Origin of the sequence: Lysinibacillus sp. NPDC096382, from assembly GCF_044762845.1 — a bacterium.
Taxonomy (GTDB): domain Bacteria; phylum Bacillota; class Bacilli; order Bacillales_A; family Planococcaceae; genus Lysinibacillus.
The window spans coordinates 51,786-77,339 of sequence record NZ_JBIWFC010000008.1; the positions used below are offsets into that span (position 1 = coordinate 51,786).

Annotated in this window: 21 protein-coding genes, 2 pseudogenes and 1 riboswitch; of the genes and pseudogenes, 5 read left to right on the forward strand and 18 right to left on the reverse strand. The window is 33.8% G+C overall.

Features of this window, described 5'->3' with window-relative positions; all coding sequences use genetic code 11:
• Positions 1 to 388 precede the first annotated feature (388 nt).
• Positions 389 to 1,927: a thiol-activated cytolysin family protein gene (locus tag ACIQZA_RS13075; protein WP_400934801.1), complete on the reverse strand. Its 1,539-nt coding sequence runs from the start codon at positions 1,925 to 1,927 to the stop codon at positions 389 to 391.
• A gap of 680 nt (positions 1,928 to 2,607) precedes the next feature.
• Between ACIQZA_RS13075 and ACIQZA_RS13080 the strand changes: the two genes are divergently transcribed.
• Both ACIQZA_RS13080 and ACIQZA_RS13085 read left to right on the forward strand, forming a co-directional pair.
• Positions 2,608 to 2,751: a hypothetical protein gene (locus ACIQZA_RS13080; RefSeq protein WP_400934800.1), complete on the forward strand. Its 144-nt coding sequence runs from the start codon at positions 2,608 to 2,610 to the stop codon at positions 2,749 to 2,751.
• Between the two features lie 195 nt (positions 2,752 to 2,946).
• A pseudogene (locus ACIQZA_RS13085) lies at positions 2,947 to 3,373 on the forward strand (GAP family protein); the annotation flags it as partial.
• Between the two features lie 367 nt (positions 3,374 to 3,740).
• Here ACIQZA_RS13085 and ACIQZA_RS13090 read toward each other — a convergent pair.
• From ACIQZA_RS13090 to aepX, 3 genes are all read right to left on the reverse strand, one after another.
• Positions 3,741 to 4,838, reverse strand: coding sequence for a 2-aminoethylphosphonate aminotransferase (locus tag ACIQZA_RS13090; protein ID WP_402881772.1), 1,098 nt, complete (start codon positions 4,836 to 4,838; stop codon positions 3,741 to 3,743).
• Positions 4,839 to 4,956: 118 nt separating this feature from the next.
• On the reverse strand, positions 4,957 to 6,084 hold the full coding sequence (gene aepY / locus ACIQZA_RS13095) for a phosphonopyruvate decarboxylase (RefSeq protein WP_402881774.1): 1,128 nt from the start codon (positions 6,082 to 6,084) through the stop codon (positions 4,957 to 4,959).
• Positions 6,085 to 6,088: 4 nt separating this feature from the next.
• Complete coding sequence (gene aepX, locus ACIQZA_RS13100; RefSeq protein WP_400934794.1) at positions 6,089 to 6,991, reverse strand: phosphoenolpyruvate mutase; 903 nt, start codon at positions 6,989 to 6,991, stop codon at positions 6,089 to 6,091.
• A gap of 317 nt (positions 6,992 to 7,308) precedes the next feature.
• Here aepX and ACIQZA_RS13105 point away from each other — a divergent pair, with 317 nt between their 5' ends.
• Entirely contained in the window at positions 7,309 to 8,073 is a 765-nt protein-coding gene (locus ACIQZA_RS13105; protein ID WP_400934793.1) for a YheC/YheD family protein, read from the forward strand.
• A 656-nt stretch (positions 8,074 to 8,729) separates the two neighbouring features.
• Here ACIQZA_RS13105 and add read toward each other — a convergent pair.
• The 4 genes from add to ACIQZA_RS13125 all read right to left on the reverse strand — a co-directional run bounded on the left by add (position 8,730) and on the right by ACIQZA_RS13125 (position 11,897).
• Entirely contained in the window at positions 8,730 to 9,722 is a 993-nt protein-coding gene (add, locus tag ACIQZA_RS13110) for an adenosine deaminase (RefSeq protein WP_400934791.1), read from the reverse strand.
• A gap of 63 nt (positions 9,723 to 9,785) precedes the next feature.
• Positions 9,786 to 9,884: riboswitch (purine riboswitch) on the reverse strand.
• A 286-nt stretch (positions 9,885 to 10,170) separates the two neighbouring features.
• Positions 10,171 to 10,563, reverse strand: a complete 393-nt coding sequence (locus ACIQZA_RS13115) for an alpha-helical endospore appendage domain-containing protein (RefSeq protein WP_400934789.1) — start codon at positions 10,561 to 10,563, stop codon at positions 10,171 to 10,173.
• Between the two features lie 482 nt (positions 10,564 to 11,045).
• The gene (tnpB, locus tag ACIQZA_RS13120) at positions 11,046 to 11,168 is read right to left on the reverse strand and encodes an IS66 family insertion sequence element accessory protein TnpB (RefSeq protein ID WP_400934787.1); all 123 of its coding nucleotides are present in this window, start codon (positions 11,166 to 11,168) and stop codon (positions 11,046 to 11,048) included.
• A 426-nt stretch (positions 11,169 to 11,594) separates the two neighbouring features.
• Complete coding sequence (locus tag ACIQZA_RS13125) at positions 11,595 to 11,897, reverse strand: alpha-helical endospore appendage domain-containing protein (protein ID WP_400934785.1); 303 nt, start codon at positions 11,895 to 11,897, stop codon at positions 11,595 to 11,597.
• A 720-nt stretch (positions 11,898 to 12,617) separates the two neighbouring features.
• Between ACIQZA_RS13125 and ACIQZA_RS13130 the strand changes: the two genes are divergently transcribed.
• Positions 12,618 to 12,974, forward strand: coding sequence for an alpha-helical endospore appendage domain-containing protein (locus tag ACIQZA_RS13130; protein ID WP_400934784.1), 357 nt, complete (start codon positions 12,618 to 12,620; stop codon positions 12,972 to 12,974).
• 264 nt (positions 12,975 to 13,238) lie between these two features.
• On the opposite strand, the pseudogene ACIQZA_RS25550 reads toward ACIQZA_RS13130, so the two are convergent.
• The 5 genes and pseudogenes from ACIQZA_RS25550 to ACIQZA_RS13150 all read right to left on the reverse strand — a co-directional run.
• A pseudogene (locus tag ACIQZA_RS25550) lies at positions 13,239 to 13,442 on the reverse strand (transposase); the annotation flags it as partial.
• Between the two features lie 124 nt (positions 13,443 to 13,566).
• On the reverse strand, positions 13,567 to 14,418 hold the full coding sequence (locus tag ACIQZA_RS13135) for an alpha-helical endospore appendage domain-containing protein (protein ID WP_400934782.1): 852 nt from the start codon (positions 14,416 to 14,418) through the stop codon (positions 13,567 to 13,569).
• Positions 14,419 to 15,261: 843 nt separating this feature from the next.
• The gene (locus tag ACIQZA_RS13140; RefSeq protein WP_402881779.1) at positions 15,262 to 15,894 is read right to left on the reverse strand and encodes a hypothetical protein; all 633 of its coding nucleotides are present in this window, start codon (positions 15,892 to 15,894) and stop codon (positions 15,262 to 15,264) included.
• A gap of 2 nt (positions 15,895 to 15,896) precedes the next feature.
• Positions 15,897 to 17,870, reverse strand: coding sequence for a tetratricopeptide repeat-containing glycosyltransferase family 2 protein (locus ACIQZA_RS13145; RefSeq protein ID WP_402881781.1), 1,974 nt, complete (start codon positions 17,868 to 17,870; stop codon positions 15,897 to 15,899).
• A gap of 7 nt (positions 17,871 to 17,877) precedes the next feature.
• Entirely contained in the window at positions 17,878 to 18,567 is a 690-nt protein-coding gene (locus ACIQZA_RS13150) for a glycosyltransferase family protein (RefSeq protein WP_402881783.1), read from the reverse strand.
• 71 nt (positions 18,568 to 18,638) lie between these two features.
• On the opposite strand from ACIQZA_RS13150, the gene ACIQZA_RS13155 reads away from it, so the two are divergent.
• Positions 18,639 to 19,739 carry a glycosyltransferase gene (locus ACIQZA_RS13155; RefSeq protein WP_400934776.1) on the forward strand — a complete coding sequence of 367 codons (1,101 nt, stop codon included), beginning with the start codon at positions 18,639 to 18,641 and terminating at the stop codon, positions 19,737 to 19,739.
• A gap of 170 nt (positions 19,740 to 19,909) precedes the next feature.
• Here the strand turns inward: ACIQZA_RS13155 and ACIQZA_RS13160 are convergent, their stop codons facing one another.
• From ACIQZA_RS13160 to ACIQZA_RS13180, 5 genes are all read right to left on the reverse strand, one after another.
• Positions 19,910 to 20,299 (reverse strand): hypothetical protein, encoded by a 390-nt coding sequence (locus ACIQZA_RS13160; protein ID WP_402881785.1) that lies wholly within the window; start codon positions 20,297 to 20,299, stop codon positions 19,910 to 19,912.
• Positions 20,292 to 20,969 (reverse strand): ABC transporter ATP-binding protein, encoded by a 678-nt coding sequence (locus ACIQZA_RS13165; protein ID WP_402881787.1) that lies wholly within the window; start codon positions 20,967 to 20,969, stop codon positions 20,292 to 20,294. The genes ACIQZA_RS13160 and ACIQZA_RS13165 overlap by 8 nt, the downstream gene beginning before the upstream one ends.
• A gap of 6 nt (positions 20,970 to 20,975) precedes the next feature.
• Positions 20,976 to 22,409, reverse strand: a complete 1,434-nt coding sequence (locus ACIQZA_RS13170; protein WP_402881790.1) for an ABC transporter permease — start codon at positions 22,407 to 22,409, stop codon at positions 20,976 to 20,978.
• A gap of 884 nt (positions 22,410 to 23,293) precedes the next feature.
• On the reverse strand, positions 23,294 to 24,715 hold the full coding sequence (locus ACIQZA_RS13175) for a sensor histidine kinase (protein ID WP_400934769.1): 1,422 nt from the start codon (positions 24,713 to 24,715) through the stop codon (positions 23,294 to 23,296).
• The gene (locus ACIQZA_RS13180; protein WP_400934768.1) at positions 24,705 to 25,373 is read right to left on the reverse strand and encodes a response regulator transcription factor; all 669 of its coding nucleotides are present in this window, start codon (positions 25,371 to 25,373) and stop codon (positions 24,705 to 24,707) included. Before ACIQZA_RS13180 ends, ACIQZA_RS13175 begins: the two co-directional genes overlap by 11 nt.
• Between the last annotated feature and the right edge of the window lie 181 nt (positions 25,374 to 25,554).

The following is a 25,554-nucleotide window of genomic DNA, read 5'->3' on the forward strand; positions in this document are numbered from 1 at the left end:
TATTGAAATGTTTATTTTAGTTACGAGTCACTTTTAGGACGAACGACCTTTTTAGCTTTTTTACAACAATAGCAATTCTAAAACATAATTTTAGTTTTAACAATTAATTTTGGTGACATAAAACTTATAATTTTGTAAGCTTTCGTTTCAAGTAAATTTAAACAAGCGTTATTGAACATTTAAGGTTAAATAATCCTGCGTAAATCTTTTGATAATAAATCGAGTATTAAACTCATATTCAGTTCATAGATTACCATTATGGTGGATGCACTTGGTGGGGTTTTTGGTGTTCATAAATCATGCTAGTTGTTTGAGAAAATAAAAACGGCGGAAGTTCTTGTGTAACAAGAGCCTCAGCCGTTTGTTTTTCCAGAGCGGAAGTTTATACCTAATTAATATTACCTGTTGGGTATAATGTAGTTCCTCCAATTGAAACTTTTATTTCATTAGATAATGGAACATTGTATTCATCAATAACTGTTCTCCACCAATCCCATGCAAGACCTGTACATTCTCTTGCATAAATTCTTATATTTTTTGAATTAGGCGGAAGGGGTATTACTGTAGAAAAATGTGCTGTCTTGTCTTTCCAGTTTCCATCCCAAGTTTTATGGGATAGTACTTCTTGTCCATTTTCATCAAATGAAACTTCATCCCAGGCTACTTCAAATTGAGCAACATATGCACCATAATGATCAAGGATGATTTTGCCTTTAGAATATTCTGTAGCTGTCGTCTCAATATAATCTGTATTGTTATGAACAGCAGCAATTGAATTATCCTTTAAGAAAACACTTGTATATGATATTGGGTATGCTGGATTTTTAAGACTAAATTCTGCATTATCTTGAATTATTTTTCTAATATCATTAAAGTCTTTTGAGACAACCTGGTTATGCTTTTGTGAATCTCCACCTAATACTACAGCAGTAAAGGAACTTTCTTCAAAAATATCTTTATACTGCCCACTAGTTTCTACATTCGTATTGACATCCTTCAGTAAGGCTTTAAAAGCAGCTTGTACATCCTTACTCTTAGAGTTTGTTTCTAATTTCACATAAATTGTTCTGCCATAAGCTACATTTGATACCATAACGGGAGGGGCATCATTACTTACCCCTTTACGCGTTAACTCTTCAAAAGGAACGCTATCATCAAAAAGATCTGATGGATTATTAGGTAGTTCTGCACTTACCGTATAAAATATTTGTTTATAAGCCGCAACCATCACTTTTTTCTCTCCACTCGCAATTGCATTAAAGTCAATTCCTAGTGAATTATCAAGAACTTGGGCGTTAACATTCAGAGCGCTTGCAATTTGAGATTTGCTATAAACCATAGATTCTGAATATTGTAGTCTTGCTGGTAAAGTATGGGTTGTTGAATATTTTTCACTCCACGTTGATACTAAATCATCTACTGCTCCAGATACATTACCATATGTTGGATTGTCCACAGTCATTGTATTTTCCCTTTTCATGCCAGGTAAATCTATGCTAATATTTAGCGGTTTTCTTTTGGCAACCAATAAACTAGGTTGATTGTCTACAAAAGCTTTGTTGGCAAGTTGTAATGCTCCTGGATATGTACGATTCGCCATAGAATCGATAATTGAAATATCTACCGGTGAAGTTGTAAGTGACTTTTTATTACGTTCAACCACTATAAATTTATCTTTTGAGTTAATACCTTCTTTTGGGACAAAACTATCAACCTTGTCACCATTCACTGCTAAAACTTCTCTATTATCGTAGTTCAAGTTTGCGATACCAGTATCGATGTCATTAGATTTGCTTTTTTCACTAACATTAGTATCAAGTGTTTCAGCAAAGGAAATAAACGGATAATTTATGATGCATAAACTAACAGATAAACATACTAGTACTTTTATTACTTTAAAATAATTTCGAATTCCCAAAAACAACACTCCTTTTTTAGGAAATTATACCACAAAAACACCCGGTCCAAACATAGTGGCTTAGTACTATATTCAGATTGTTAAAAGTTAATAGATAGTTAATATGACACATCACGCTATCAACTTTAATCACCATAGTCGCAACACTTACGGTGATATCTTCATAGTGACGCTCCGATCATTATGTAGAATTCCCATATAAAAAGTAATTATTTAACGATGCATTAACTTTTAAGTGGTATCTGTATTTATTTCAATACTATATTTCTTAAAAAGGTTTCCAGCTACACTTCATAATCTCCGCTCCCGGACGTTCCTTTGCATTGTTGTTTATCATTTACTACAAAGCCCGCTGTTGGAAGGAGCGTGGCATCAGATTCATCCTTATTCAATGCAATGTCCACATTTCCACTTGTTGTAGTAACGTGAACCTCACTATGCAAGTCAATTACGTTACACTGCTTCTATTAATTTAGAGATCGTGCGTTTGCAGATCCTTGCCAACGACGTTACCCTCCTCTCTTTGGATTTCATTATAAAAGGTGACCCCTTGTCGGTTTCAAGGTTTCTATAAATTAATTAATAAAACTCTTAAAAAACCTTGAAGCTTACGTTACGTCATTTTGTATACTAATAAATAACTACTTTTTTGCAATATCTAAATAAATTAGAAAAATAAGGAGGATTTGATGAAACAGGGAGATATAATTATTTATGGATGTGTCATTATAGGTGCTGGGATTGGACTGGCTATAGATCATGCGTTTCCTGGTGTACTGATTGGCTTGGGAGTAGGGTTCTTACTTAAAACTTTTTTTAGTAAAGAAGAATAAAAGTGGAATGTAAAAACAGTTGTAACACCTGTCAGCTCTCCCACTTTGTTAATGTGTATCAACTGATCAACCTATCTTTCTGTACGTTAATACCTTATCGTTAACAGAACACTACGTCACTCCGATAACATCGGATTATTAAAGCCAACATTCAAAACAGAAGGTGATCATTGTTTATATACAAATAATGAAATCGTATTTCAAAATCGAGTTGTAAGCTGGATAATCTTTATTATTCGAGCAATTTTGTTCATCACAAGTTTTTATATTCCAACAAAGAAAAATTCAGACTTGCCTTCTCTAAAATCAAAAAGCATGCTTTTCATTGTGGCTCTGGGGTTCACTACTTCTTTAATTGAAGTAGGTATGGCATCCCCTTATTTTGCAGCAATTGGAATAATGACTACTTCTAATCTATCATGGATGGAATGGTCTTCTATTTTAGCTGGATACAATTTTATCATGGTGATGCCTTCCCTCTTGCTGTTTCTCTTTTACCTCCTGTTTCTCGGAGGATGAGAAACTTCGGGTGAAAATAGCTAATAATACGGGAGCACCCCTTTCTTGGATAATGTGTATTGTTGGAATCATCCTAATCTTCAATAGTCGGAATTACTTGTAGGGCGTATCAATTATGCCTCGCATAATTGCCATTTGCAAAAAGGCTTTTTCCCCTGGGAGTAAAAAAGCGTCTCCACTTGTTGTAGAAACGCCTCCATTACTTCAATAAAGATGTGTAATGAAAGTAATCGGGGAATACGTTCAGAAAACCTACAAACTTTCAGCTCACATTCAACCATCCTTGCCTAATCTAATAAAAACATCCTCTAATAAATAGAAGAACATCGATATGTCCAAAACTTCCACAAAAAAATATTTACTTTACCCCATAAGCAGACATTTTTTATATGAATTATACTTTGTTTAAGATGTGTAGATTTATAACTTCTAAATGACTGTTGTCGGTATTCTACAGCTCCGTGAATAATTTAACTTTGAAGATATTTTTCTAATAAAGTTAAAAAGAGCTCGATATCATCTTTGCTAAGATCACCAATGTTGGCTACCCTAAAAGAATTTAATTGATTAAGTTTTCCAGGATATATCGTCATTCCGTTAGCATATAAATAATCATGCATTTCTTTAAAATTATAATTTTCACTTTCGGGCTCTACTATTGCTGTAATAATTTTTGAATGGTGCTCCACTGGGACGAGATATCTTAAACCAAGTCTAGAAAGACCTTCTATTAAGGTTTCCCAACATTTAGAATATCGTTCATATCTTTCTTTCACTCCCTCTGCTTTTAATTCTACAATCGCCTGTTTTAGCGCATAGATAGTTTGCACAGGTGGAGTAAAACGCATCTGTCCTGTCTCGATGAAATGGTAATATTGAGCGTAAAGATTCAAGTAATAATTTGTCGGCTTTTTTGTTTTTCCTTTTTCTAGTTCGCTTTTTTTTGCTATAACAAAAGAGACTCCTGCCATTCCCTGAAGGTTTTTATTGGAACTAGCCGCCAAATAACTTATTTTCATTTTACTCATATCAATAGGAATAGCTGCAAACGAACTCATTGCATCTACCATCATAGTAATCTCATTTTCTTCACAAATGGAGCCAATCGATTCTATATCGTTTAATAATCCCGTTGTAGTTTCATTATGCACGACAGCTAGAAAAGAAACTTTTCTTGGAATGCTTTGAATGAATGACTGTAACTGATCTAAATTAATAGGTTGATCGGGTGGACTTAAAAACTCAATCCAATCCAGCTGATAAGCTTCTGCAATTTCACACATTCTTTTTCCATAGGCTCCATTATTTATGATTACTAAAACCCCATCAGTCATAACTGAACTCAAGATTGACTCCACAGCAGCAGTCCCTGAACCACCGAATAAAACGGTTGTATATTGATTCTCTTCTGAAACTAAACTAGTAATTTCTGAAGTAACAAATTGCAATAATTGGCTGAAGTCATCTTCACGAGGGCAAATATCAGGTACCACTTGTGCGTATTTAACCGTATCTGTTGTAGTAGCAGGTCCGGGATTCAGTAAGATATTTCTAGTAATTTTCTTCACGGTACTCCTCCCTTTCATTATATTTCACTTTTATACGCGGTTCGAATTCTCCCTCCAACTAAGTTTTAGTCCTGGCTTATTTATAGGCAAGATCAACCTGCTAATATGTTCAGAACAATTATTTAATAAATCTCTGTAGACGAGTTTTAATTTCACTTGGCGTTACTTTTGGGCGTCCTAGATTTTGTTTAGATCCCTTTGAGATTTTCAAATAAATAAAAGTCAGCCCTTTTGTCATTTTCCATTCCTGTATACACATTTCAAGTTCATGTAAATTATGGATATAATATGACTTTTCATACCCGCAAGACGCAGCAATTTCGACAATATTAACATTGTGAGAAACGGTATTTTGCCCTCCAGTTGAATCGTGAACTTGATTATCTAGAAGAATGTGAAGCATATTTTCAGGTTGATAATAGCCATTTGTAGTTAAGCTCCCCATTCGCATAAGGAGGGAACCATCTCCATCAATAACAACTACATCTATATCTTTTCGTGTGTGGGCTAATCCTAATCCTAAAGAACCAACACAGCCCATGGAGCCAACCATATATAGATTATGATCAGAATCCTCGACCTCATATAGTTCCCTTCCTGTTTTACCAGTTGTCGCCATTAATACTGTTTTCATATTTTTGAGTCTATTTATCACTTTTAAAGTGTCAAAACGACTTGGCAGTTCATCTACGTCCGTTTTTTCACTTTTTATCATATTTTTATGATTAAGACGTTGCTCTATCTTCAATTTCTCACTTTTAAATGTTTCTTTTCTCACTACAAAAAAGAATGGTTGATTTACTTCAATCCACTTGTTAGCTTCTTCAAGCTGTTTCTTTGCCTCACTATCATCCGGAGATAAGAATTGCCATTTTATTTGCATGAGATCTAATAGTTGTGTCGTAATTTGTCCCATTAATTCATGCTGGGGTTCATCATTCAACCCGGGTTCTCCACGTAGACTAACAAATCCAAGTATAGGTATCTGAAAGGGATAGTTTAAAGAAGTCAATGGAGAAATACAATTGGTTAGACCAGAGTTTTGCATTAAAACAACTGATTTTCTTCCCCCAAGGTATGCTCCTGAAGCAATGGCTACAGCATCACCTTCGTTGGCTGCAGCAATATATTCACACTCATTTATGGAATAATTAATAAGATTCTTTAAAAATGAACAAGGGACCCCACTGTAAAAGTCAAACCCAAGTCTTTTAAGCTCATTTCCAAATTCTTTTGTATTTAACATATCATCACTCCGTTTCGGGTTGTGATTGGTTATTAGTTGATGGCAAATATTTCTCCTCTGCTTTTTGAAGCTCTTCGACATCTTGGAGTCTAAAAATCTCTTGTACACTTACGATCGATTTCTCTACTTGAATGAGACTTTCATCTTTTAGAATTTGTTTTGAGATGTTCTGCATAGCAGTGATCGACGCTCTTAAGTTATGGTTAGCCCAGATTGCCGTACTTATTCCTACTTTTCTGAATTCATTAGTTGGGGTTGTATAATATTTTGTAGGCACAATAACCACTGGATGCCTTCCACTCCATTCCTTCATAAATGCGTCAATTTCTCTAAAATCCGATTTTTTACTATGCACAAGAATTGCATCGGCACCCGCCTTCCTGTAGGCTTCCGCACGTTTAAGGGCTTCATCTAATCCCAAGCCTGCAATAAAAGCCTCGATTCTAGCTACAACCATAAAGTCCTCATCCTCTTGGGTATCTTTCATTGCTTTTATTTTCCCGCAAAATTCTTCAATCGATGCGAGATGCTGTTTTTCTCCATTAATAAATGAGTTGGTTTTCGGAAAAATTTTATCCTCGATACAGACTCCGGCAATATCCAATTGTTCTAGTTTTCTAACTAACCTCCGAGCATTATTAAAATTTCCATATCCCGTATCCCCATCTAATAGAATGGGAATTGTTGTCGTATCACTCATAAATTCAAGTATATCTAATACCTGCGTCCATGATGCTTCATTATTATCTCTTACACCCAATGATCCTGAAATCGATAGACCACTCGCCCAAATCCCTTTAAAACCGACTTCCTCTACAATTTTTGCGGAAAGACCATTATGGGCTTCCATTAAAAATTCAAGTTTATCTGAATATATTATTTTTTTTAATTTCGTCGTTTTTTTCAATATCTCCCATCCCCTTAATCGACATATCATACTATCATATGACTAAAAGTAAAGATAAGCAGGGCAGATACATTAGAAACTAATGATTGTGAAATCAAAAATGGATATACAGGAAAAACAATCATAATGCTACTTTTCTAGTGTAGTAAATTGAGTATGAACTCTAGCAGAAAAATGGGAGAGATTTATCGTGTTACCAAGCCCCACCCATGCAAAATAAATCTATTTACATACAATACAGTAACCTCTATACGTGGAGAGGACTACACTATTAATACAAAAGAAATATAAATATCTTACTGAATGAGGTGCGTTTATTGAAAAATACACTTGGAAAATGGCAACAATTCTTACTTTTAACACAAAATCCTTTAACATCTAACTTCATTCCAGAATCAACACCTTACAGTCTAGAAAACCTAATCGATTTATTAAATAGGTATGAGTATGTTTATGTGAAACATAATAGCACTGGACAAGGAAGAGCAATTTATAAAGTCTACAAAAGAAAAGATGGACATTATTGTTTTAACGGTTTTACCATGCAAGGTGAAGAAATAAATAAGTGTGTGGCAGCAATTGAGGATTTCCATCAAGTTCTACATCCATATGAGAAACATGATAGATTAAGCGGAATTTATATTATACAGGAGGGGGTCATAAGTCTTACCCCTGATGGGCATTCTACATCCATTCGTGTTCATGTTCAAAATCTTAAGGGAGAATGGATAATTGGTGGGATTTACGGAAGGATCGCAACTGAGGATCATGGGATTGTCAATTCAAATCGGGGTTCTCAAATAATACCGATTGATGAATTATTATCAGACTATATGATGATGGATACTACAAAGAAAGATAAAACAATAGATTCTCTAAAAGAAGATTCAATTTTAGCAGCTGAAGTAATAGCATCCCACTTTCCTTGTAGAGAATATGGCATTGATTTCGGATTAAATCTTGAAGGGAAACCTATATTATTTGAAGTAAATACAACGCCAAGCATAAGTAGTTTTGCCAAAATTGATAGGGCGATCTGGAAGAAAATTGTTGAAATTAGGAAAATGCAAAATGAAAGCTAAGTTTGAAATGTAGTGACGTATTTTTTATTAAATTCGAAAAGCCTAGTAGATCAGCATAGCATACAATAGATTTAAATAACTCTGGATTTTTAGGATTATTCAGGAAACACTTTTACCAGACGTTATTAAAAAATAAAAGATAACCTCTTTAGAATATTTCACTATAAGAGGTTATTTTTTATCAAACTTTATTATTTATTATTAATCTAATTACGGAGGAAAAAATGAATATCAAAAAAAACTGTGTGTTAGTGCTGCCATTTTAATTTCATTTTTATTTCAGCTCTAGTTGGTACTGAACTGCTACATATACATATGGACCTTATTTCTTTTAACGGCTAGCTTAATGGAACAATATTATACTCTAAAGCCTAAAAAATAAATTCTGTTGGCGTCTAAACTTTAAGACCTTAAAGTTATACCATTCTCAAGCTTTTCTTGACCAAATGACAATCAGAATAAAGATTAAAGATAATAGACCTCCATCTAAAGATAATGTTACATAGCTTGCGTTAGCTACTACCATGTCTGAGAGAGCACCACTAGAAGCCCCTGCTCTTTCTTCACAATCTGCTAATATTAAAGATTAGTTTTTATAATAGTTAAAAAATATGTTCGCGTACGGGGATTATTTTTGTTGCTAAATTTAATTTTCTTTAATATTGCGCAAAGCACCATTCTTTAGTTTGTTGGTCGGCAAAGGATGCTTCTACACTATTTAAATAGATTTGCCGATAATCTTCTTCACTTAGATTAAATTCGTTGTTAACTAAATGGATTTCATTTGCCATAGTAGTATCTGATACTGTTCTGTTATCCGTATTAAATGTCACTTTTATTCCATCTTTATGAAACTTATAAATCGGATGTTCAGAATAATGATGAACAGCTTTCGTTTGGACATTACTTGTTGGACACATTTCAAGCACTACCTGTCTTTCTTTCACAATCTTATAAGCCTCGGCACAATCTTTAATAAATACTCCGTGTCCTATTCTTTCAGCACCCAACAGTTCAACCGCCTCTAGTACGTTTTTACCAATTCCCGTTTCACCGGCATGAATAGTGACTCTGTAGCCATATTCTTTCGCCAAAGCGATTGGATCTACAAATTTTTCACAAAAGCCTGCTTCTTCAGATGCACATAGGTCAATTGCCACCACACCTTTTCCAAGGAACTTTTTCCCCTTTTCAACTACTTCAAATGCGCTTTCTACAGACATTGTCCTCATGCAAGACAAGATTATATTTCCCTTTATTTCGGAGCAGCTTTCAGCGTCCCTCATCCCCTCTATAACAGATTGAATAACTTCTTCAACATCAAGACCTTGTAATGTATGAAGTAACGGGGCAAATCGGACTTCTAAATATTTCACATTTTCTCTTGCTGCATCCTCAAATAGCTCAAAAGTAATTCTTCTTAAGTTCTCCTTGGACTGCATGACTAAATTAGGAAGAGAAAATCTTTTTAAATATTCATCAAGGGATTCACATTCTAACGGAGCAATCAGCTCCTTTTGCAGTTCATCCTTATCAAAAGAGGGTAACTGAATACCTTCCTTCTGTGCAATATCGATAATAGTTTCACCCCTTAGGCTTCCATCCAAATGACAGTGAAGTTCAATTTTGGGCAATGCTAAAAAGTTCATTGTTGACCTCCTAAAATAAATTTTCAGATAAATACAAAAAAATTCCTGACTACAAAGAAAATACAAGTTTTGTACTTTCTTCGTAATCAGGAATTTCGGTTCCTGGTAGAGACCCCCAAACCATATTATTGGAGTTATACGAAAATTTATTGATTCCTTAATGTTTTTTAAAATAATAATAAAAAAATAGTAGATTGTCAACATAGTCCCTAACACCGATTGATTATTGTAAAAATATATTCTACAATAAAAAATCTCCATTTACCTTTTTCAACAAAACTGCTTCGTTCGTTTAAGTACAAGGTTCTTTTGATTTACATTTCGGAGTTGCTTATGCCAACAAAAGAACTAACTTTATTGGCAAGAACAATTTGATTTTTGCCGAGTTTGTCTACAGTATAAAGGAAGCATAAAAAAGTGCTCCCTTCTAAAAATCAATAATACTGTGCTATTCCATGTTACCAATATCAAGATTGGTATTTTTGTTTTGATTTTCAATTTGACTAACTATTTTTTTTTTGGGGTTATACTCTTGGTTCCAGTCATCACACATAAGGTCTATGATATTTTGCAATTTCGATTGCAAAACTATTTCTTTTTTGGTAACAGAATCTAGTGTTTTACGGACACTATCATTAATCCTTAATAAATCAGTTATTGAAGCTGGGTGTCTTAAACCTGGGATTAAACCTAAAGCATATTGAATCTTTTCCCCTTCAGCATTAATAATATGACTTAATCCCAACTCTTCAAAAGCAATAGATGAAAGTAATAAATTTAATGCCTCGTTCCTGGAAATAGTAATTGAAGCTGTGATGTTCGGTATATTAGGAAAACTCATGAAAAACCCCTTCCATTAGCTAATTTTTAATTTACATGTTTATTGTATGATGTGTATTTCGATTTATGTCATATAAAATGTCAAATCAAGTCGAACAGCTCTGAATCCTTTAATAGCATATGGAGATGAAAATCTTTTTAGGTCCCTTATTGAAATTAGTATTTAATACGCTCCTCATACGGTAGAGAGATGAAATCTAAGGGGGTATTTATATGGCTAGAAGTAAATATAAATATGTACAGTTTCTCTCGTTTAAGGGTGTACAAAATCACTCGTTTTCCGAGGTTAAATAATACTTTAATCGGTATGAAACACCAACGATTGTGACAATGCTTACATGATGTAAAATACGATCTTAATCGCCTTCGCTAGAAAATGCAGGAATCTCTTTCTCGTGTTTCATAACGAATACCACTATGCAAAGAAGATAAGCGATATCTTTCTCAAAGTAATTACCTTTTGCTGCTGGAGCAATAATCGATCTAAGAGCAACGAAGCTCCTGCTGTGAAAGGTTCCGCATTTCCTTTTCATCTTTTGGCCATTGCAGTTTCCCATTTTCTTGCCGTTTATAAAGTATGACAAAGCCATCCCCATCGAAGCACAAACATTTATAACATCTCTACAAGTTCCATCAATGCCTTTTCACACATCCGTATTGCCACAAATGATATAGATGTTTTGCACACTCGTAAAATCATGCTTCATCGATTACCCAACTCCTTCATGATCGTTTGGATGATGTGTTCATCTACGCCATTAAAGAAGGAAATATAGCACCAACTGTTTTAATGATACAGCTTGGTTCAGGGGAAAATTGCGTTGAATTATTAAAAGGATACTTGTCCGTGCTGGGTATCCAGTATCACAGGGACAATTGTTAGTTTGGTAGTTGACATAAAGAAGCACCCCCTTTTTTGATGTCTATCATTCCGGGAGTGCATGGTTATTTATATACGTTATTTGATTACGGGCTTACATTCCAATTTAACTATGAATCTATTTTCACTTCTTTTGATGTAACTATAAGTGATTAGTCACCTGTCAAAAGATCCACGATGTTTTGCAATTTTGATTGCAAAACCAGTTCTTTTCTTGTAACAGAATCTAATGTTTTACGCACACTATCATTAATGCTTAATAAATCAGGTATTGAAGCTGGTTGGGTTAAACCCGGGATCAATCCTAAAGCATATTGAATTTTTTCTCCCTCTGCATTAATAATATGGCTTAATCCCAACTCTTCAAAAGCAATAGATGAAAGTAATAAGTTTAATACTTCATCCCTAGTAATAGTAATTGAAGCTGTAATATTGGGTATGTTAGGAAAACTCATGAAAAAACCCCTTCCATTAACGATTTTTTGATTACATGTTTATTGTATGATGAGTATTTATATTTGTGTCATATAAATTGTCAAATCAAGTCGAACATAACTCATGAATACCTCAGGCATATTGGAGTCGAGAATCTTTCTGGGTCCTTGATTTTCAAAAGAAATGCCATGTACGTAGCATCGAAAAAACGCTATACAAGGCATTTGAAATTGGTGCAACTATCACACATTAGCGCGTGTAGCGAAAACACCTGAGACAACGGTTGCTCGTATCATGAAAAAGAAGCTTCGTTTTCAACAAGCCTGTCAACACAAGACATCTCATTGTCACATCTCTTGCTTGGATTCGATGATTTTGCCATTCTCAGGGGGTATACGTACAATACCGGTTTGCATGACTTACGAAATGACACACGTCTAAATATTACTCCAGGACACACCATCCTTGAATTAGAGGCATATTTCAGCGAACATGTGACCTGCGCATTAAAACCCGATTGCCATTGTTCTGTATTTGGCAAAAACTTATCATACATTCGCCAAAAAAATGTTTTCCCTACGGAATTGGGAAGGAGTTCTTGTACGAATTTGGACTCAATTATGCCAAGGCATAATTGGGTCAAGAATAAAGCTTGGACAATATGAATATATTGATTTGCGTAATTATTTTTAAATTGGTGAAGAAAAAATTGGAAACATTTGAGGTGATTTAAATTGTCGATGCCCAACATACCTGATATTAAGCCAGATATAAATCTTAGTAAAAAAGACATTGCAAATTTATTACTTTCATCAATTGCGATGGAAGAATTAGGTTTAGCTGAGATTATTAAAGCACAAGGAAGAAAACTAGATAAGATAACTAGAGAAACGTGTGATATTAATATTTTGTTAGAAGCTAATAGTAATGTAAATCAGTTATTAAAAACAATTGTTAAAAAAGAAATGCTTCTATTAATGAAATTAGAAAGTGTTGTTGATTTTACTGAAATACATGAAGTGAAATGCAAAAAACATTGTAGGCATGAAAAAGAGTGTGAATGTGAGTGTGAATATGAAGATTATGATTGCAAATAACACGGTCGATTAATGGGTGAAGTCACGAAATGAGCGTAACTATTGTTCCCTAAATTCAGTTGGGCATTTAGAGGTGATTGTTGGTGATAATACGGAGAAAAATGGAGAAAAATTGTCAAGCCATTATAACTTAGACTTACGATAGGTGGCATATGCTAATCTAATTGTAGACTTCGGGACACCTCCATGGCATAGGAATCGTTCCTTGCGTTCAGTGAGAAGTTTCTACCAGTTGTATGCAGATTCAGTTGGCGTAAACGTCTAGGCTAGCGCATCATTTGAGACATCTTCACGAATGTCAACTGCGATTAAACTGCTTCTTTGGACACCTCTTCACTACCTACTGGAATATACATCGCGTCTAAATAAACGCAGGGCTATTTCTGCATTTATTTAGACGTTTGTTAGAGGCTACTACCTGTTCTGTCTCACTATTGTCATATTAGAAATTACCATATCGGTGTAATGAAGGCTCTATATTTTTAAACCAGTCCTTCTGATATCGGCATCTCCTTTTGACGTGTCGTTCAATGCATTAGATGATAAATAATAATGCTAGGGGTTATAATAATATTCGTCATAGGCTAATGCACTAACCAATCTGCATAATTGTCAATGAAGCGCCAAGCGTACCGTTACTAGCCGTCGTAGTATTTGTGTTATCATCATTGAACATCTGTAGAACGTTAACGCCAGGTCCAGTGTTTAGAATGTATGCTCCTGAGAGTTGTGTATCGACCCCAACAGCGCCTCCGTTGCCGACATGACTCCCAAAAAGGGGAACCCCGTTCAGGCGAAGCGCGAATCCGATACCGCCAGTTGGCGTCTCAAACCCTTCCAAATAGCTATTGATCCAATAGACGCTGTTCGGACTTAGATTGATATCTGGTGATCCAGGTGTATGTGTAATACCGATTCCATTGCTATTTATATTTGAATCAAACATATAAGACGACCCTGGTGTAACTACTTGCTGAATGAAGCTTCCTACTTTGATGTTGTTGGCTGTAAACGTACCGCCTGTAGCTCCCGTTAGCCCTGTAGCCCCAGTGACACCTGTGGCTCCAGTTGACCCTGCACCTGTGGCTCCAGTGGCACCTGTTGCACCAGCGGCTCCAGTGGCACCTGTTGCACCTGTTGTACCTACTACAGAAGGAGCAGCTAAGATATTTTCCAGTTTAGTTTGAAGGAGCAGTTCCTTCTTAATTAATCCTTGTATGGTAGTTTGAACACTTGCATTAACCTCCAGCAACTCATTAAGGGTCGCCGGAACCGATAGTCCTGGCAATGTACCGACTGCGTATTGAATTTTTTCCGCTTCGGCATTAATGATGTGTCCTAGCCCTAACTCTTCAATCGCTATAGAAGCTAATAAGAGGTTCAAGGCGTCATCTCTAGTAATAGTGATGCTAGGGGTTATATTAGGAATATTCGCTTGTGACATTGTCTTCATCCTTTCTTCATTTGTCGATTTAATAGAGAAGTCTTCCTCTTTTAAGTCGTATAATGCAGGATATGATTTTTTTTCATTAACGGTATGAGCTTTCAACCCGTTAAGAAGCTATTTTTACAAATACATACCAAAGAATGAATCTCACTAGAGTTGGACGAAAAGAGCCCGGAATCACCCCCGGACTTAGACTCTCGTTTCCTATATTCCGATATACTGTATCCTGAACTGAACATGAAGTATGATATCAGATATCTACGCTATGTTTACAAGTGAATATATAAAAAATAGGACCAGAACTCACTTCAATAAGGAGTACTGGTCCGTCTGTGTTCATGCAAATATATGGGATGAGACGTTTTATATAGCGTATGACAATATCTCCGCATATTAGTATTATATAAGGAAGCTTCTAGAGTAATTTTTTTGATTAGTAAATAGGTTCTTTATGTTCATTATAAATAAAAGTACTCTGTAAGAAGGTAGTGACCCCTCAAAGTTAGAGTTTTTATTATGCAGCCAGTTTTTGTTATAGTTATCGTTCGGTTTTCTTCTTTAATTCTTCATATGAGCCATATATTCATTAACGACATTTATTTTGAATTCTTCACTGTATTTCGCCCAAAAAACACCCTTAAAGTAGAATTTTGACTCCTTCTTTAGGGGTGCAGGACCTTTTAAGTCTTTTACAGGGTACTTTTATAACAGCTAGCAAGTATTTGATGCCTATGATCGTACAAACACATAGCCGATTCTCGTAAGATTTTCATCACCACTAATTCCTCTAAATCCATAGAGAAAAGCCTATATCCCCCCTTTTAATCGTAAAACGATAAATTAGTCATCATCATTACGATTCCATACTTTTTTATTATCTATCCAAATATTTTCCCTTTTATTCCTTTGAGAAAATATACTTTTATCTCTTGGGCTACTAATATTTTCACTTGTAGTATTATTTTGAGAAGAAACATTTTTATCTCTTGAGCTAATAATGCTTTCATCTGCATGATTTGTATTAATTAAATCAATTAATTTTGGATCTATCTCAATCAAAAACGTACTGTAATTATGTTTTATTCCTAATAAGATAAAATTGAGATGGGTACATTCCACTTTCTTATTCAGTTGATATTGCTCTAATTTTTTGTTCAGAAGATGTAACAATTTATTGCCAATAACCAGCTTTTCAATTAACTTTTCTGTAAAAGAAGTTTCTATCACATCATTGAACTCAACCATTATTTTTTTGTATATATTATATTTTTGCATATCAGATATTTGTTGACCATGAATTTTAGTAAATAAAAAAGTTAAATTTTCTATAACCAAATCATGTTTTGATTCATCGTCAATTGCTGTTTTAATTAATTTTCCTGCTACATTATAAAGATAATGTCTTGAAATTTCCTTTTCGATACAAAATGAAAAATCTACTTTTTTTGCAAGGGCATCGTTTAAACAACTCATTTTCATTCCCCTTTTTGTTTGAATGAATTTTTATATTTCCATTGCTCTATTTCTTCTAGGTCTTCTTTTCTGTATATATGAAAAGCAGGGTAGGTCGTTTCTACATACATAGAAAAGTCGAGTACTGCTGCTCTTATACAAAAATGACGGTCTTCACCAACATAAGAAACATTATAAATTTTGTTGAAGTTTACACCAGCATTTATTACATTCTTACTTATAAGTGTGCACGCACCTAGTCCTCCGACCTTATATATCCCTGGAACTTTCATTTTCATAATAAATTCAATGGATTTAAGTTTAATCTCACTTTCAGAAAGAGTATGTTGATCTTCCTTATTGAATAGTTGATATTCGTCTTGCATCCAAACTTGTGGCATTTCAATAGCATCGGGTGTCCACTTGGTCCAGAATATATTTGATATAATATCCTTGTTTGCTTTAAGCAAATTAACTAAAGTTTTGGGATGTAACACTAAATCTGAATCTATTAAGAATACATAGTCAAAATCTTTTTCTTTAGCATAATGAAGGATATGATTTTTCATACTTGACACATGATGTACATTATTAGGGGTCCAGTAATGTGTGACATCATTCTTAATATATTCATATTTATTTTTTGTTTCAATAATGGAAACCTCTCGATTAGTAGAGAAGTTTTTAAGTAGTTTCTTTGATGTCAGATCATCATTATCGTCAAAGAATAAGTAATTTACTTGTACTTCATCACTTTTTTCTAAATTATCAAGTGAATGGAGAAAGTGCATCAAAATATCACTATCTTGTTTAATTGGGCTCCCAATCAGTATTTTGACTTTACCTTTTTTATTTTTCTCAACTGTCTCTGCTTCTACTAAATTAAAGATTTGGTTTTTCATGTCATGTTCTACAGATAATTCATTTTCTCCAAGTTGTTGATTAAAAAATTGTTCATTAAAAATAACACTTGGATGTTCTGGCACATAGTATTTCGCATGATCATGATGAAATTCCGAATTTTTCATGTCCCCCTGCTGATAATATAATGCACATAGTTGTAGATGAGGATACCACGTCCAATATTGTGGTTCTAAAACCGAATATTCCGCTTCAGGTTTACCAATATTTAGTGCTGTTAAATACCAGTACGAAGAACTATTAATGTTCCCTTTTTCTTTTAAAATATCCCCCAAAAAACAACAAAATTTCGGTGTGGGTTTAGTATATTCTAGAATGCGTAATAACGCTTGTAGCTGTAAATCGTTCTCGTTAAGTTGACTATAACAGTTTGATAAATTAAAACATGCATTAATATTATCTTCCACCCATCCTTGATTGGAATCTAAGAATGCTCGGTATTGCTCAATAGCTTTTTCATATTTTTTATGATCCAGTAACTCATTCCCAAAATAATAGACATCTCTGGGTGAAAAGTATTCTCCCCTTTTATAGCAATCCATATAGATAAGTAAATTTCGATCTGTATATTTTTTTTCTTTTTGATGTTTGATAGCTATATCACTGTGTAAGATATTTCCGGAAACTAATAAGACTTCGTGAACCTTACCTTCCCATTTAAATTGTCGTTCTCGTTTAGCTAATCTGTGTCTACGTATCTGATAGCCTACATCACCAGATTCACTAACAGATAATATATATGGCATACTTACTGTGTCTATCTCTTCGGATAGATTTTCTTTTAGTTTAATTAATTTCAATTGTTCCTTCTCTTCAATTACATCATCTGCATCTATCCACAGAATATAATCCTTGTTCGCTAAACTAAAGGCATAGTTACGAGCTTTAGAAAAATCATTACACCATTCAAAGTCATATATTTTAGCATCGAATTTTTTTGCTATTTCCTTAGTATCATCAGTAGATCCAGTATCTACAATAATAATCTCATCTACAATATGTTTTACTGATTGTAGACATCGACCTAAAACCTCTTCTTCATTTTTCACTATCATACACAGACTAATTGTTACCATTAATTTTTCAACCCCATTTAATTAAATTTGGATCCTTATCTAATATTGAATGATATTGTTCGAGGCACCCATAAACCCCTCCATTATCCAGCTCCATATATCTTTCATACTTTGCTTTTCTATCTTTCTCTGTTGACCATCCGTAATGTTTAATTTTCACGGTACTATAAAAGTGTTTATACTCAAAAATATTTAATGGAAACCGACCGCAGTGCTGCGCCGTCTCTTTCCAGATATATTGATCAGTAGGTTTGAAGCGAACTAGAAAAGGTCTAAAAGTTCTATGTGCATACCAATATTTATCCTCACGATAATGTGAGTCATTCCACATATCATATAAACGAAAATAGACGGCATCATACATTTGTTGATTTGTAATGATTTCAAATTGTGTAAGAAAAGATGATTCAATCATTTCATCACTATCTAGATTTAATATCCAATCAGGGTTTGTTTGTATTGTCTCATCCCACTGTTGCTTTCTAAGTGTTATTTCATTAAAAAAGCGTGATTCTTTGTTTTCCACAATTTTCAATGGAATCCCAGAGAGTACTTCTTGACAAATTGGAATGGTATCATCTGTACTAGCATCATCTATAATGACAGCAGCGTTAATAAATGGCTTATGTTGCATCAACGCCTTTTTTAAATATCGATCGCCCTCATTTTTCACCACCATTGATAAAGTGATACTCAACAAAAACACTCCTTTTTCTTTTATTCATATTCATAAAGTTTTAAAGGTATACTATTGAGGGAGGAGATTAATTGGATAATTGTTTTGTTTCTATGTGCATGATTGTTAAAAATGAGGAAGAATTCTTACCTGGTTGCCTCAAGAGTGTTCAAGGAATTGTAGATGAAATAATTATTGTGGATACAGGCTCTACGGATTCTTCAATTGAGATTGGTAAAAGTTTCGGAGCAAAAGTAATCTCGCATAAATGGAATAATAATTTTGCAGAAGCAAGGAATATTAGCCTCGAAAATGCGAAAGGTGAATGGATATTAATTCTCGATGCAGATGAAACTCTTGAAAATATCGATAGAGCCATTCTCCATAAATATATTAAGGAATCTAATGTGGATATATTATCATTAGAACTTGTGAATTATTATGGTGATAAAATAGATGAAAATAGAATTTATACTATGGCACAGTCCAGGCTATTTAAAAATCGCCTAGGTTTTAAATTTGAAAATAGTATTCATGAAACAATAAACTTAAATGATTTGGATATGGATGTTCATAACATTCAGCATTTACCTATAAAGATTCATCATTTAGGATACCTTACACAGGTAACAGAGAAGAAGAAAAAAAATGAGCGGAATATGAGTTTGCTTCATTCTGAAATAAAAAACGACAAACATAGTCCGTGGATGGAATATCATCTTGCTAGTGAATACTATCGGCAAAAAAAATACGAAACAGCTTTTTTATATTGTAATGAATCTATTAAAAGGTTTTTGATAGCTGGTTTAAAGCCCTCTTCCCTTTTATATAATCTGAAATATTCAATACTAGTAACTTCCGGATCCTTTAAAGAAGCATTAAAAGGGATTGATAAAGCGATTCTCTTATACCCTGATTACGTTGATTTACACTTTTATAAGGCAGTCTCTCTTTATCATGAAGGTATGTTTAATGAGTGTATTCTAACTTTAGAACATTGTCTTTCATTAGGAGAGAAAAACCTTGCATATTTAACGATGTCTGGTATAGGATCATACCAATCTTTATTTTATCAAGCACTATGTTTTAAAAATAAAGGGAATCCGTTCATGTATAAAAAATTACTTCTAAAGGCACTAGAAATATATCCTGAGTATAAGGAAGCAAAAGATGAATTATTGGGTTTTAGTTAAATGCAATTCATTTTAGAATTTAATACCACACCAGATTAAAAAAGATATGTGACAATACAAAAATAAAAAATCCCTCTTTTAAGAATGTGCATGGCTATATATTGATAAAGAAAAAAAGAAGCATAAAGTACACTCCAAGTGTCACTATGCTTCTTTTTTAAATGAATCCTTTAATTATCTTTTCTTTTTTTCATCATTTTAGTTAACCATTCATCAATTTCTTCATCTTTTTCTATACTTTCCTGTTGAGCAAGGTGAATATTTGTATTTGACTTTCGAATAGGTTGATTGTCTATTTTGTTATTTTGTCTTCCTAATAAAATCGCAGAAACAAATATAAGTATTGCATAAACGAAGTATTGTCCACTACTGCTTAGATAAAATTGGACAATTTCATAATTAAAACTAATCGCTTCAAGTTGCCCTTGTTCAACAAGCGTATTTAAATATTTGGTGTTTTCAGAAAAGCTCCAAATACTACTTAGAAAAAACAGCATTGCGATCATAAATAATGTAATCTTTAGCACGAAAATTTTATCTGTGATTTTTTTACTAATCATTGTCCTCGTCTCCCATGTCTATTAAACTGCCATTTTTTATCAAACAAATGTTATCAGCAATTTTTGTCACTTTCTGAGAATGGGTAACAATTATCACACACTTGTTTTCAGAATGGGCTAATTCAGCAAATATTTCTAAAATATCTTTTTCAGTATTTTTATCTAAGTTTCCAGTCGGTTCATCGGCAATTATAATATTAGGGTTATGAGCTAATGCTCTGGCAATAGCTACTCGTTGTTGTTCACCACCAGACAATTTCATTACTGCTCTTGTGGCTTTCTCCTCATTAATCCCAACTTTATTCAGTAACTCCAAAGCGTGTCTGTTCTTATTCTTAATTTTGGTTTTACTGATATACATTGAAAGCACTATATTTTCTAGTGCAGTTGCATTTGTTAGCAAATTATATTGCTGGAATATAATCCCGACGTCTTGAGCGCGGTATTTGTCACGATCAATCTCATTTAGTGACTTGCCATTAATTAAAACTGCACCGTCTTGACACTTATCTAAGCCAGCTACGAGCGACAGTAAGGTAGATTTCCCTGCACCTGATTTACCTACAATGGTATATACTTTACCTTGATTAAATTTATAGTTAATAGCTTTAAGAACACGCTTGCCTTTAATATAGGCATATGAAATATCTTTTAATTCTAAACAACTCATATTCTTTTAATTCCTTTCCATCAAAATTTTAATTGGCTCGTATTTCACAATTTTCAACATCGAGCTTACTGCCGATACAGTTGTTAATAATATTGCAATCATACTTATCTTAAGCAATGTAGCTATATTAAGTACGACATCTAAATGTGATAGGGGTTCTTCAACAACAGCATTATTCATTCCACCTGCCATCATCATGCCTTGCATTTGTGTATTTTGAGCGGCTGCTTGAACTGCGTCTATTTGTTGTTGTAGCAACATATCTGCTATTGGCTGTGCTAACATAGTGCCTCCCAAAATACCAATGACGACACAAACCGCAGTAATTAGAAAAACTTCTAACCATAAACTGAATGATACGGTTGATTTTTTCATACCCATTGCTCTTAATACGCCGATTTCATATTTACGTTCGCGAATAGCAATAGATGAAATGACAGCAATAGAAATTCCACCAAATATCAGCACGATAATAAGAAATGTTGAAGATACACTACTTAACCCCTCGACTGGACCAACTATTTGATTATAACTATCCATGTCTGTTTTTACGTCGAATAAGTCAGATAGTCCTTTTTCTCCTAGTTCTTCCGTAAATCCGTCAATGTCTTCAGGACTGTTCAAATAATAAGTTGCACCAACTTGAATTCCTCTATAATCATCTTGCATTTTAGCAATAATTGTACCAAAGTTCGAAAGTATTTCATTTCTACGGTTCGTATATGCATTTTGTTGCTGACCGCTTCCATACTCTTCTGTTATATCATCATAAATACCTACTATTTTTAGTTCATATGAAATTGGATAATCTCCAGCGTCCGATTCTCTATCTTCTGGATTCAACTCAGATTCCGCCTTTATTATATCTCCGATACTTAAGTTATTTAATTCTGCAAAGTCACGAGAGATAATTGCCTCGTTTTCTCCATTTGGCATTTCTCCATCAGTCAATTGTCTATATCCCTGATCAAATTCTGTAATATTTGGTGTAGTCAATTTCGTGTAATATTCTGGTATTTCAGAAGTCATATCAGGACCACCCATCATCATTTTGTTGCCAGTGCCACCACCTAAACTTTCGTCAACACTTTCAAGTTCAGGTACTCTTAACCCTATAGAAGCGGAATAGTAACTTTCTTTCAAATAGTCTGAATCGCCAAAAGCAATATATTGTTCAGCTGGAATAGTCGGAATTGCTACCCGTATCTTCCCATCTGTACTATTGCTCATAGCTTCTTCACGCACTTTATCTATATTTGCGGATATAGTTACTTCCGAACCAAAACGACCTTTGTAGTCATTAATAACCGAGCTTGACACCTGATTTATCATTAGTGCAGTAACAGACGCTATGATCAATACTAGTATTATGATTCCTAGTAATATATTTCGTCCCCTATTCCTCTTAATATTTTTTAGTGCATTACTAATAATATACATTGAAAATCCTCCTTGTTTATATTGGTACTCCTTAGTACAAGTATGAGTATAAGAAACGAATCTAACTTATTTCTAAAGTACAAAAAAACAACTCAAAAATTGAGTTGTTTCTTCATAGTGTTGAAAAACTAAATGGTCGAGGGACTCTTTGTGAACACTACTAAGTCAAATGAAGATGATTTCCGTTCCAGGCTACTCGCTTTGTTGCTGACGCTTCGCTTTCGCACAGAGCAAAGCTTCCTGTGGGCGAGCGACGAGCCGCTTCCTGCGCTGACGCTCCGTGCAGGGTTTCGTCTGTCTCGCTATCCCACGGGAGTCGAGTAGCCTTGCACTCCAATCAGCAATAGTGTAGAACTTTAAATATTTTCTTTCCTTAAAAGTAAAGTAAAAGCATGTTACTCACCATCATTAAATGGATAGAATGGTGGTACAATTCTACAGCTATTAACCTACATTTTATGCATAAAACTACTTTGTAACTTTACATAAAGTATTGCTCTGCTTTCGCATATAAATATGTTATCAAAGCTCCATTTTGACACAATATAGTGATGGCTAAGACTTCAAATTTATCACTATTAATTTGTGTGAAGTACCAGAAGAAAATACTATGGGCAGTGATTGATTGGAGTGTAGACTGAGTGACTCCTCGGGGATTCAGCGTCACAGATGAGACCCTGGAGCGAGCAACGCGAGTGAAGCGGCTCATCGGACGCCCTCAGGAAAGCACTCAGTCGGAACGGAGATCGACCTCTCGTTTTGAAAAAGGGCTATACCTTTTAATTGTCACCTTGATTTCATTGACATAATAGTATTTCAACAACAAGAAGAAACAACTCAAAATTGAGTTGTTTCTTCTTGAATTGGATATTTAGTATGAGTGCTTAAAATATAATAGTGACACATACGCCCTTATCAATATTTTCTATCCGGAAATCAAATCCTTGTATATTTAAAGCTTTTTGGACAATTGTAAGACCCAGTCCACTTTTCCCAATACTAGAAGTGCGAACATTGTCCGTACTGAAAAATGGGTTTGCGATATCTTTTAATATTTTATGCGGAATTTTTGTACCTGTGTTGATAATTTCTAGTTCTATAGAACTACCACGTATTTTTGAAAATACTTTGATTTCTTCACCTGCTTTTGTGTTTTGAATGGCGTTAAGCAATAAATTAGAGAAAATTTTTGACAACAACTTTTTATCCGATTTAATAAACAAAGCATTATCAATAGCACATTCTGCTTTCAACATCTGTTCATCTATAAGAATCCTATACTTTTCCAAAACAATATCAAAGAAAGAAGCCAGATGTATAGATTCTTTTTGAACGATAAAATCAGGATTATCCATATTTACAATCATCAGTAATTCATTAACTAAAGTTGCTTGATGTTGTTGAATAGATAAAAGATTATCTAATTGTTTTGAATAATCTTCTTTCTCTATAACCCCATCTATAATTCCTTCAATCAAACTCATTGATGAAGCAATTGGCGTTTTTAGCTCATGTGATACAGCAGAAAAAAAATACCGCTGATTTTCTTCCATCTTTTTCACCAATGCTATTTCTTTTTGTAAATCCTCTATTGTCTGTTTTAATCTTAAGTGCATAGAGTAAATATCTTCGGATAACTCTCCGATTTCATCAACTCTTTTTGTAGGAGGTTCCACTTCCTCTAACAAGGCCATTTTTTTAGTATCACTTGCTATTTTTTTTATGGGAGAAGTGATTATTTTAGAGAAAAGGAATGAAGCTAAAAGACAAATTATCAGTAGCACAATAAATATCTTGCTCATAGTCGGAAGCATCGTCTTGATAACTTCTTGGGGTCGTAAAGTATTTGAAATTACGATATTTCCCTTGTCAGCCATCTTAAGAGTTAATATAAGTGATTCTCTACTAACCGCTTTAGAATTATCACCTGTCCTTTCTATAAAGCGAGTATTTATACCATCTTTTATAATAGGAGTTTTGTTAAATATAGAAGGGATATTATCAATATCAAATTTAGGGGTTTTGAAAAAAACATCTCCGTCATTAGAAATATAAGCAAAATCAAAAGACCGGTTTTCTTCCGAAAACTGCTTTGTCATTTCAATAATTTTAATTTCATCTGTTTCGTATTGAACGGTATCAATAAGAGAAGCAAAGAGCCTAGAAACTTGCTGACGCTGTGTGATTTCTACAGTATTTTTTAACTGGCTGTAAAAAAAGAAGAAGCAAATGACTAATAGTATTAGCAGTAATCCTAAACTATACAAGAAAAACTTACCAGAAATTTTAAGTTGTCTATTCTTCATTTTCATCACCTAGTCTATATCCTACGCCTTTAATAGTTTTTATAAATTGTTTTGGTAGCTTTTCTCTTAATTTATTCATTGTAGCATGAATGATTCCCTCATTTCCCTCAAAATCATAGCCCCATATTTTGACGAGTATTCTTTCTTTTGGTACGATTTGATTTGGATTTTGAACAAAACTCATAAGTAATTCAAATTCCTTTTTGTTAAGGAAATACTTATTCTCGTCCCATAAAATCTCTTGTGATTCTGGATAAATAATGATTCCATTCAATTCAATACTCTTTTTAAGGATTCCCGTTCGACGTAGGACATTTTCTATGTGAGCCAGCAATATCTTCATTGAAAACGGCTTAGTGAGATAGTCATCCGCTTCATTTTCTAATGCAGTCAAATGATTTTGTTCATCTGATAATGCAGTCATCATAATTATAGGCATTGAATGTAATTGTCGGATTTCTTTTAAAAGTACTTGCCCACTTATTTCTGGCAACATAATATCTAGTAAACATAAATCATAAGCGTTGGAATATATTTTTTCTAACGCTGCTTGTCCAGAAGTGATCCACTCTGTTTGATAGCCTAATTTTATTAAGTATTTTTCAATCATTTCACCCAAAAACGGGTCATCTTCTACAATTAATACTTTTATCTTCATCTACATACACCTCTACAATATTATAAAAACCTTTTCTAAACCAAATCTAAAATAAATTGTTTTTTTGTTCTTTGCTTAATTTCTAAATTAAGAATCGTGATATAAAGTTGCTTGTTGCTGTTATGCCTTTTTTAGTTGGTGTCCTAAAGAAAAAGCAAAAGTTGTCTTTTTAAGACAAATG

What these genes read in the sequence shown, in the direction of transcription:
- ACIQZA_RS13170 (WP_402881790.1), bottom strand. Translation starts at nt 22,409, where the DNA reads ATGTATATTATTAGTAATGCACTAAAAAATATTAAGAGGAATAGGGGA.
- add (WP_400934791.1), bottom strand. Translation starts at nt 9,722, where the DNA reads ATGAACTTTTTAGCATTGCCCAAAATTGAACTTCACTGTCATTTGGAT.
- ACIQZA_RS13130 (WP_400934784.1), top strand. Translation starts at nt 12,618, where the DNA reads ATGCCCAACATACCTGATATTAAGCCAGATATAAATCTTAGTAAAAAA.
- ACIQZA_RS13135 (WP_400934782.1), bottom strand. Translation starts at nt 14,418, where the DNA reads ATGTCACAAGCGAATATTCCTAATATAACCCCTAGCATCACTATTACT.
- ACIQZA_RS13180 (WP_400934768.1), bottom strand. Translation starts at nt 25,373, where the DNA reads ATGAAGATAAAAGTATTAATTGTAGAAGATGACCCGTTTTTGGGTGAA.
- ACIQZA_RS13165 (WP_402881787.1), bottom strand. Translation starts at nt 20,969, where the DNA reads ATGAGTTGTTTAGAATTAAAAGATATTTCATATGCCTATATTAAAGGC.
- ACIQZA_RS13175 (WP_400934769.1), bottom strand. Translation starts at nt 24,715, where the DNA reads ATGAAGAATAGACAACTTAAAATTTCTGGTAAGTTTTTCTTGTATAGT.
- ACIQZA_RS13145 (WP_402881781.1), bottom strand. Translation starts at nt 17,870, where the DNA reads ATGGTAACAATTAGTCTGTGTATGATAGTGAAAAATGAAGAAGAGGTT.
- ACIQZA_RS13080 (WP_400934800.1), top strand. Translation starts at nt 2,608, where the DNA reads ATGAAACAGGGAGATATAATTATTTATGGATGTGTCATTATAGGTGCT.
- ACIQZA_RS13140 (WP_402881779.1), bottom strand. Translation starts at nt 15,894, where the DNA reads ATGAGTTGTTTAAACGATGCCCTTGCAAAAAAAGTAGATTTTTCATTT.
- aepY (WP_402881774.1), bottom strand. Translation starts at nt 6,084, where the DNA reads ATGTTAAATACAAAAGAATTTGGAAATGAGCTTAAAAGACTTGGGTTT.
- ACIQZA_RS13160 (WP_402881785.1), bottom strand. Translation starts at nt 20,299, where the DNA reads ATGATTAGTAAAAAAATCACAGATAAAATTTTCGTGCTAAAGATTACA.
- ACIQZA_RS13115 (WP_400934789.1), bottom strand. Translation starts at nt 10,563, where the DNA reads ATGAGTTTTCCTAATATACCGAACATCACAGCTTCAATTACTATTTCC.
- ACIQZA_RS13125 (WP_400934785.1), bottom strand. Translation starts at nt 11,897, where the DNA reads ATGAGTTTTCCTAACATACCCAATATTACAGCTTCAATTACTATTACT.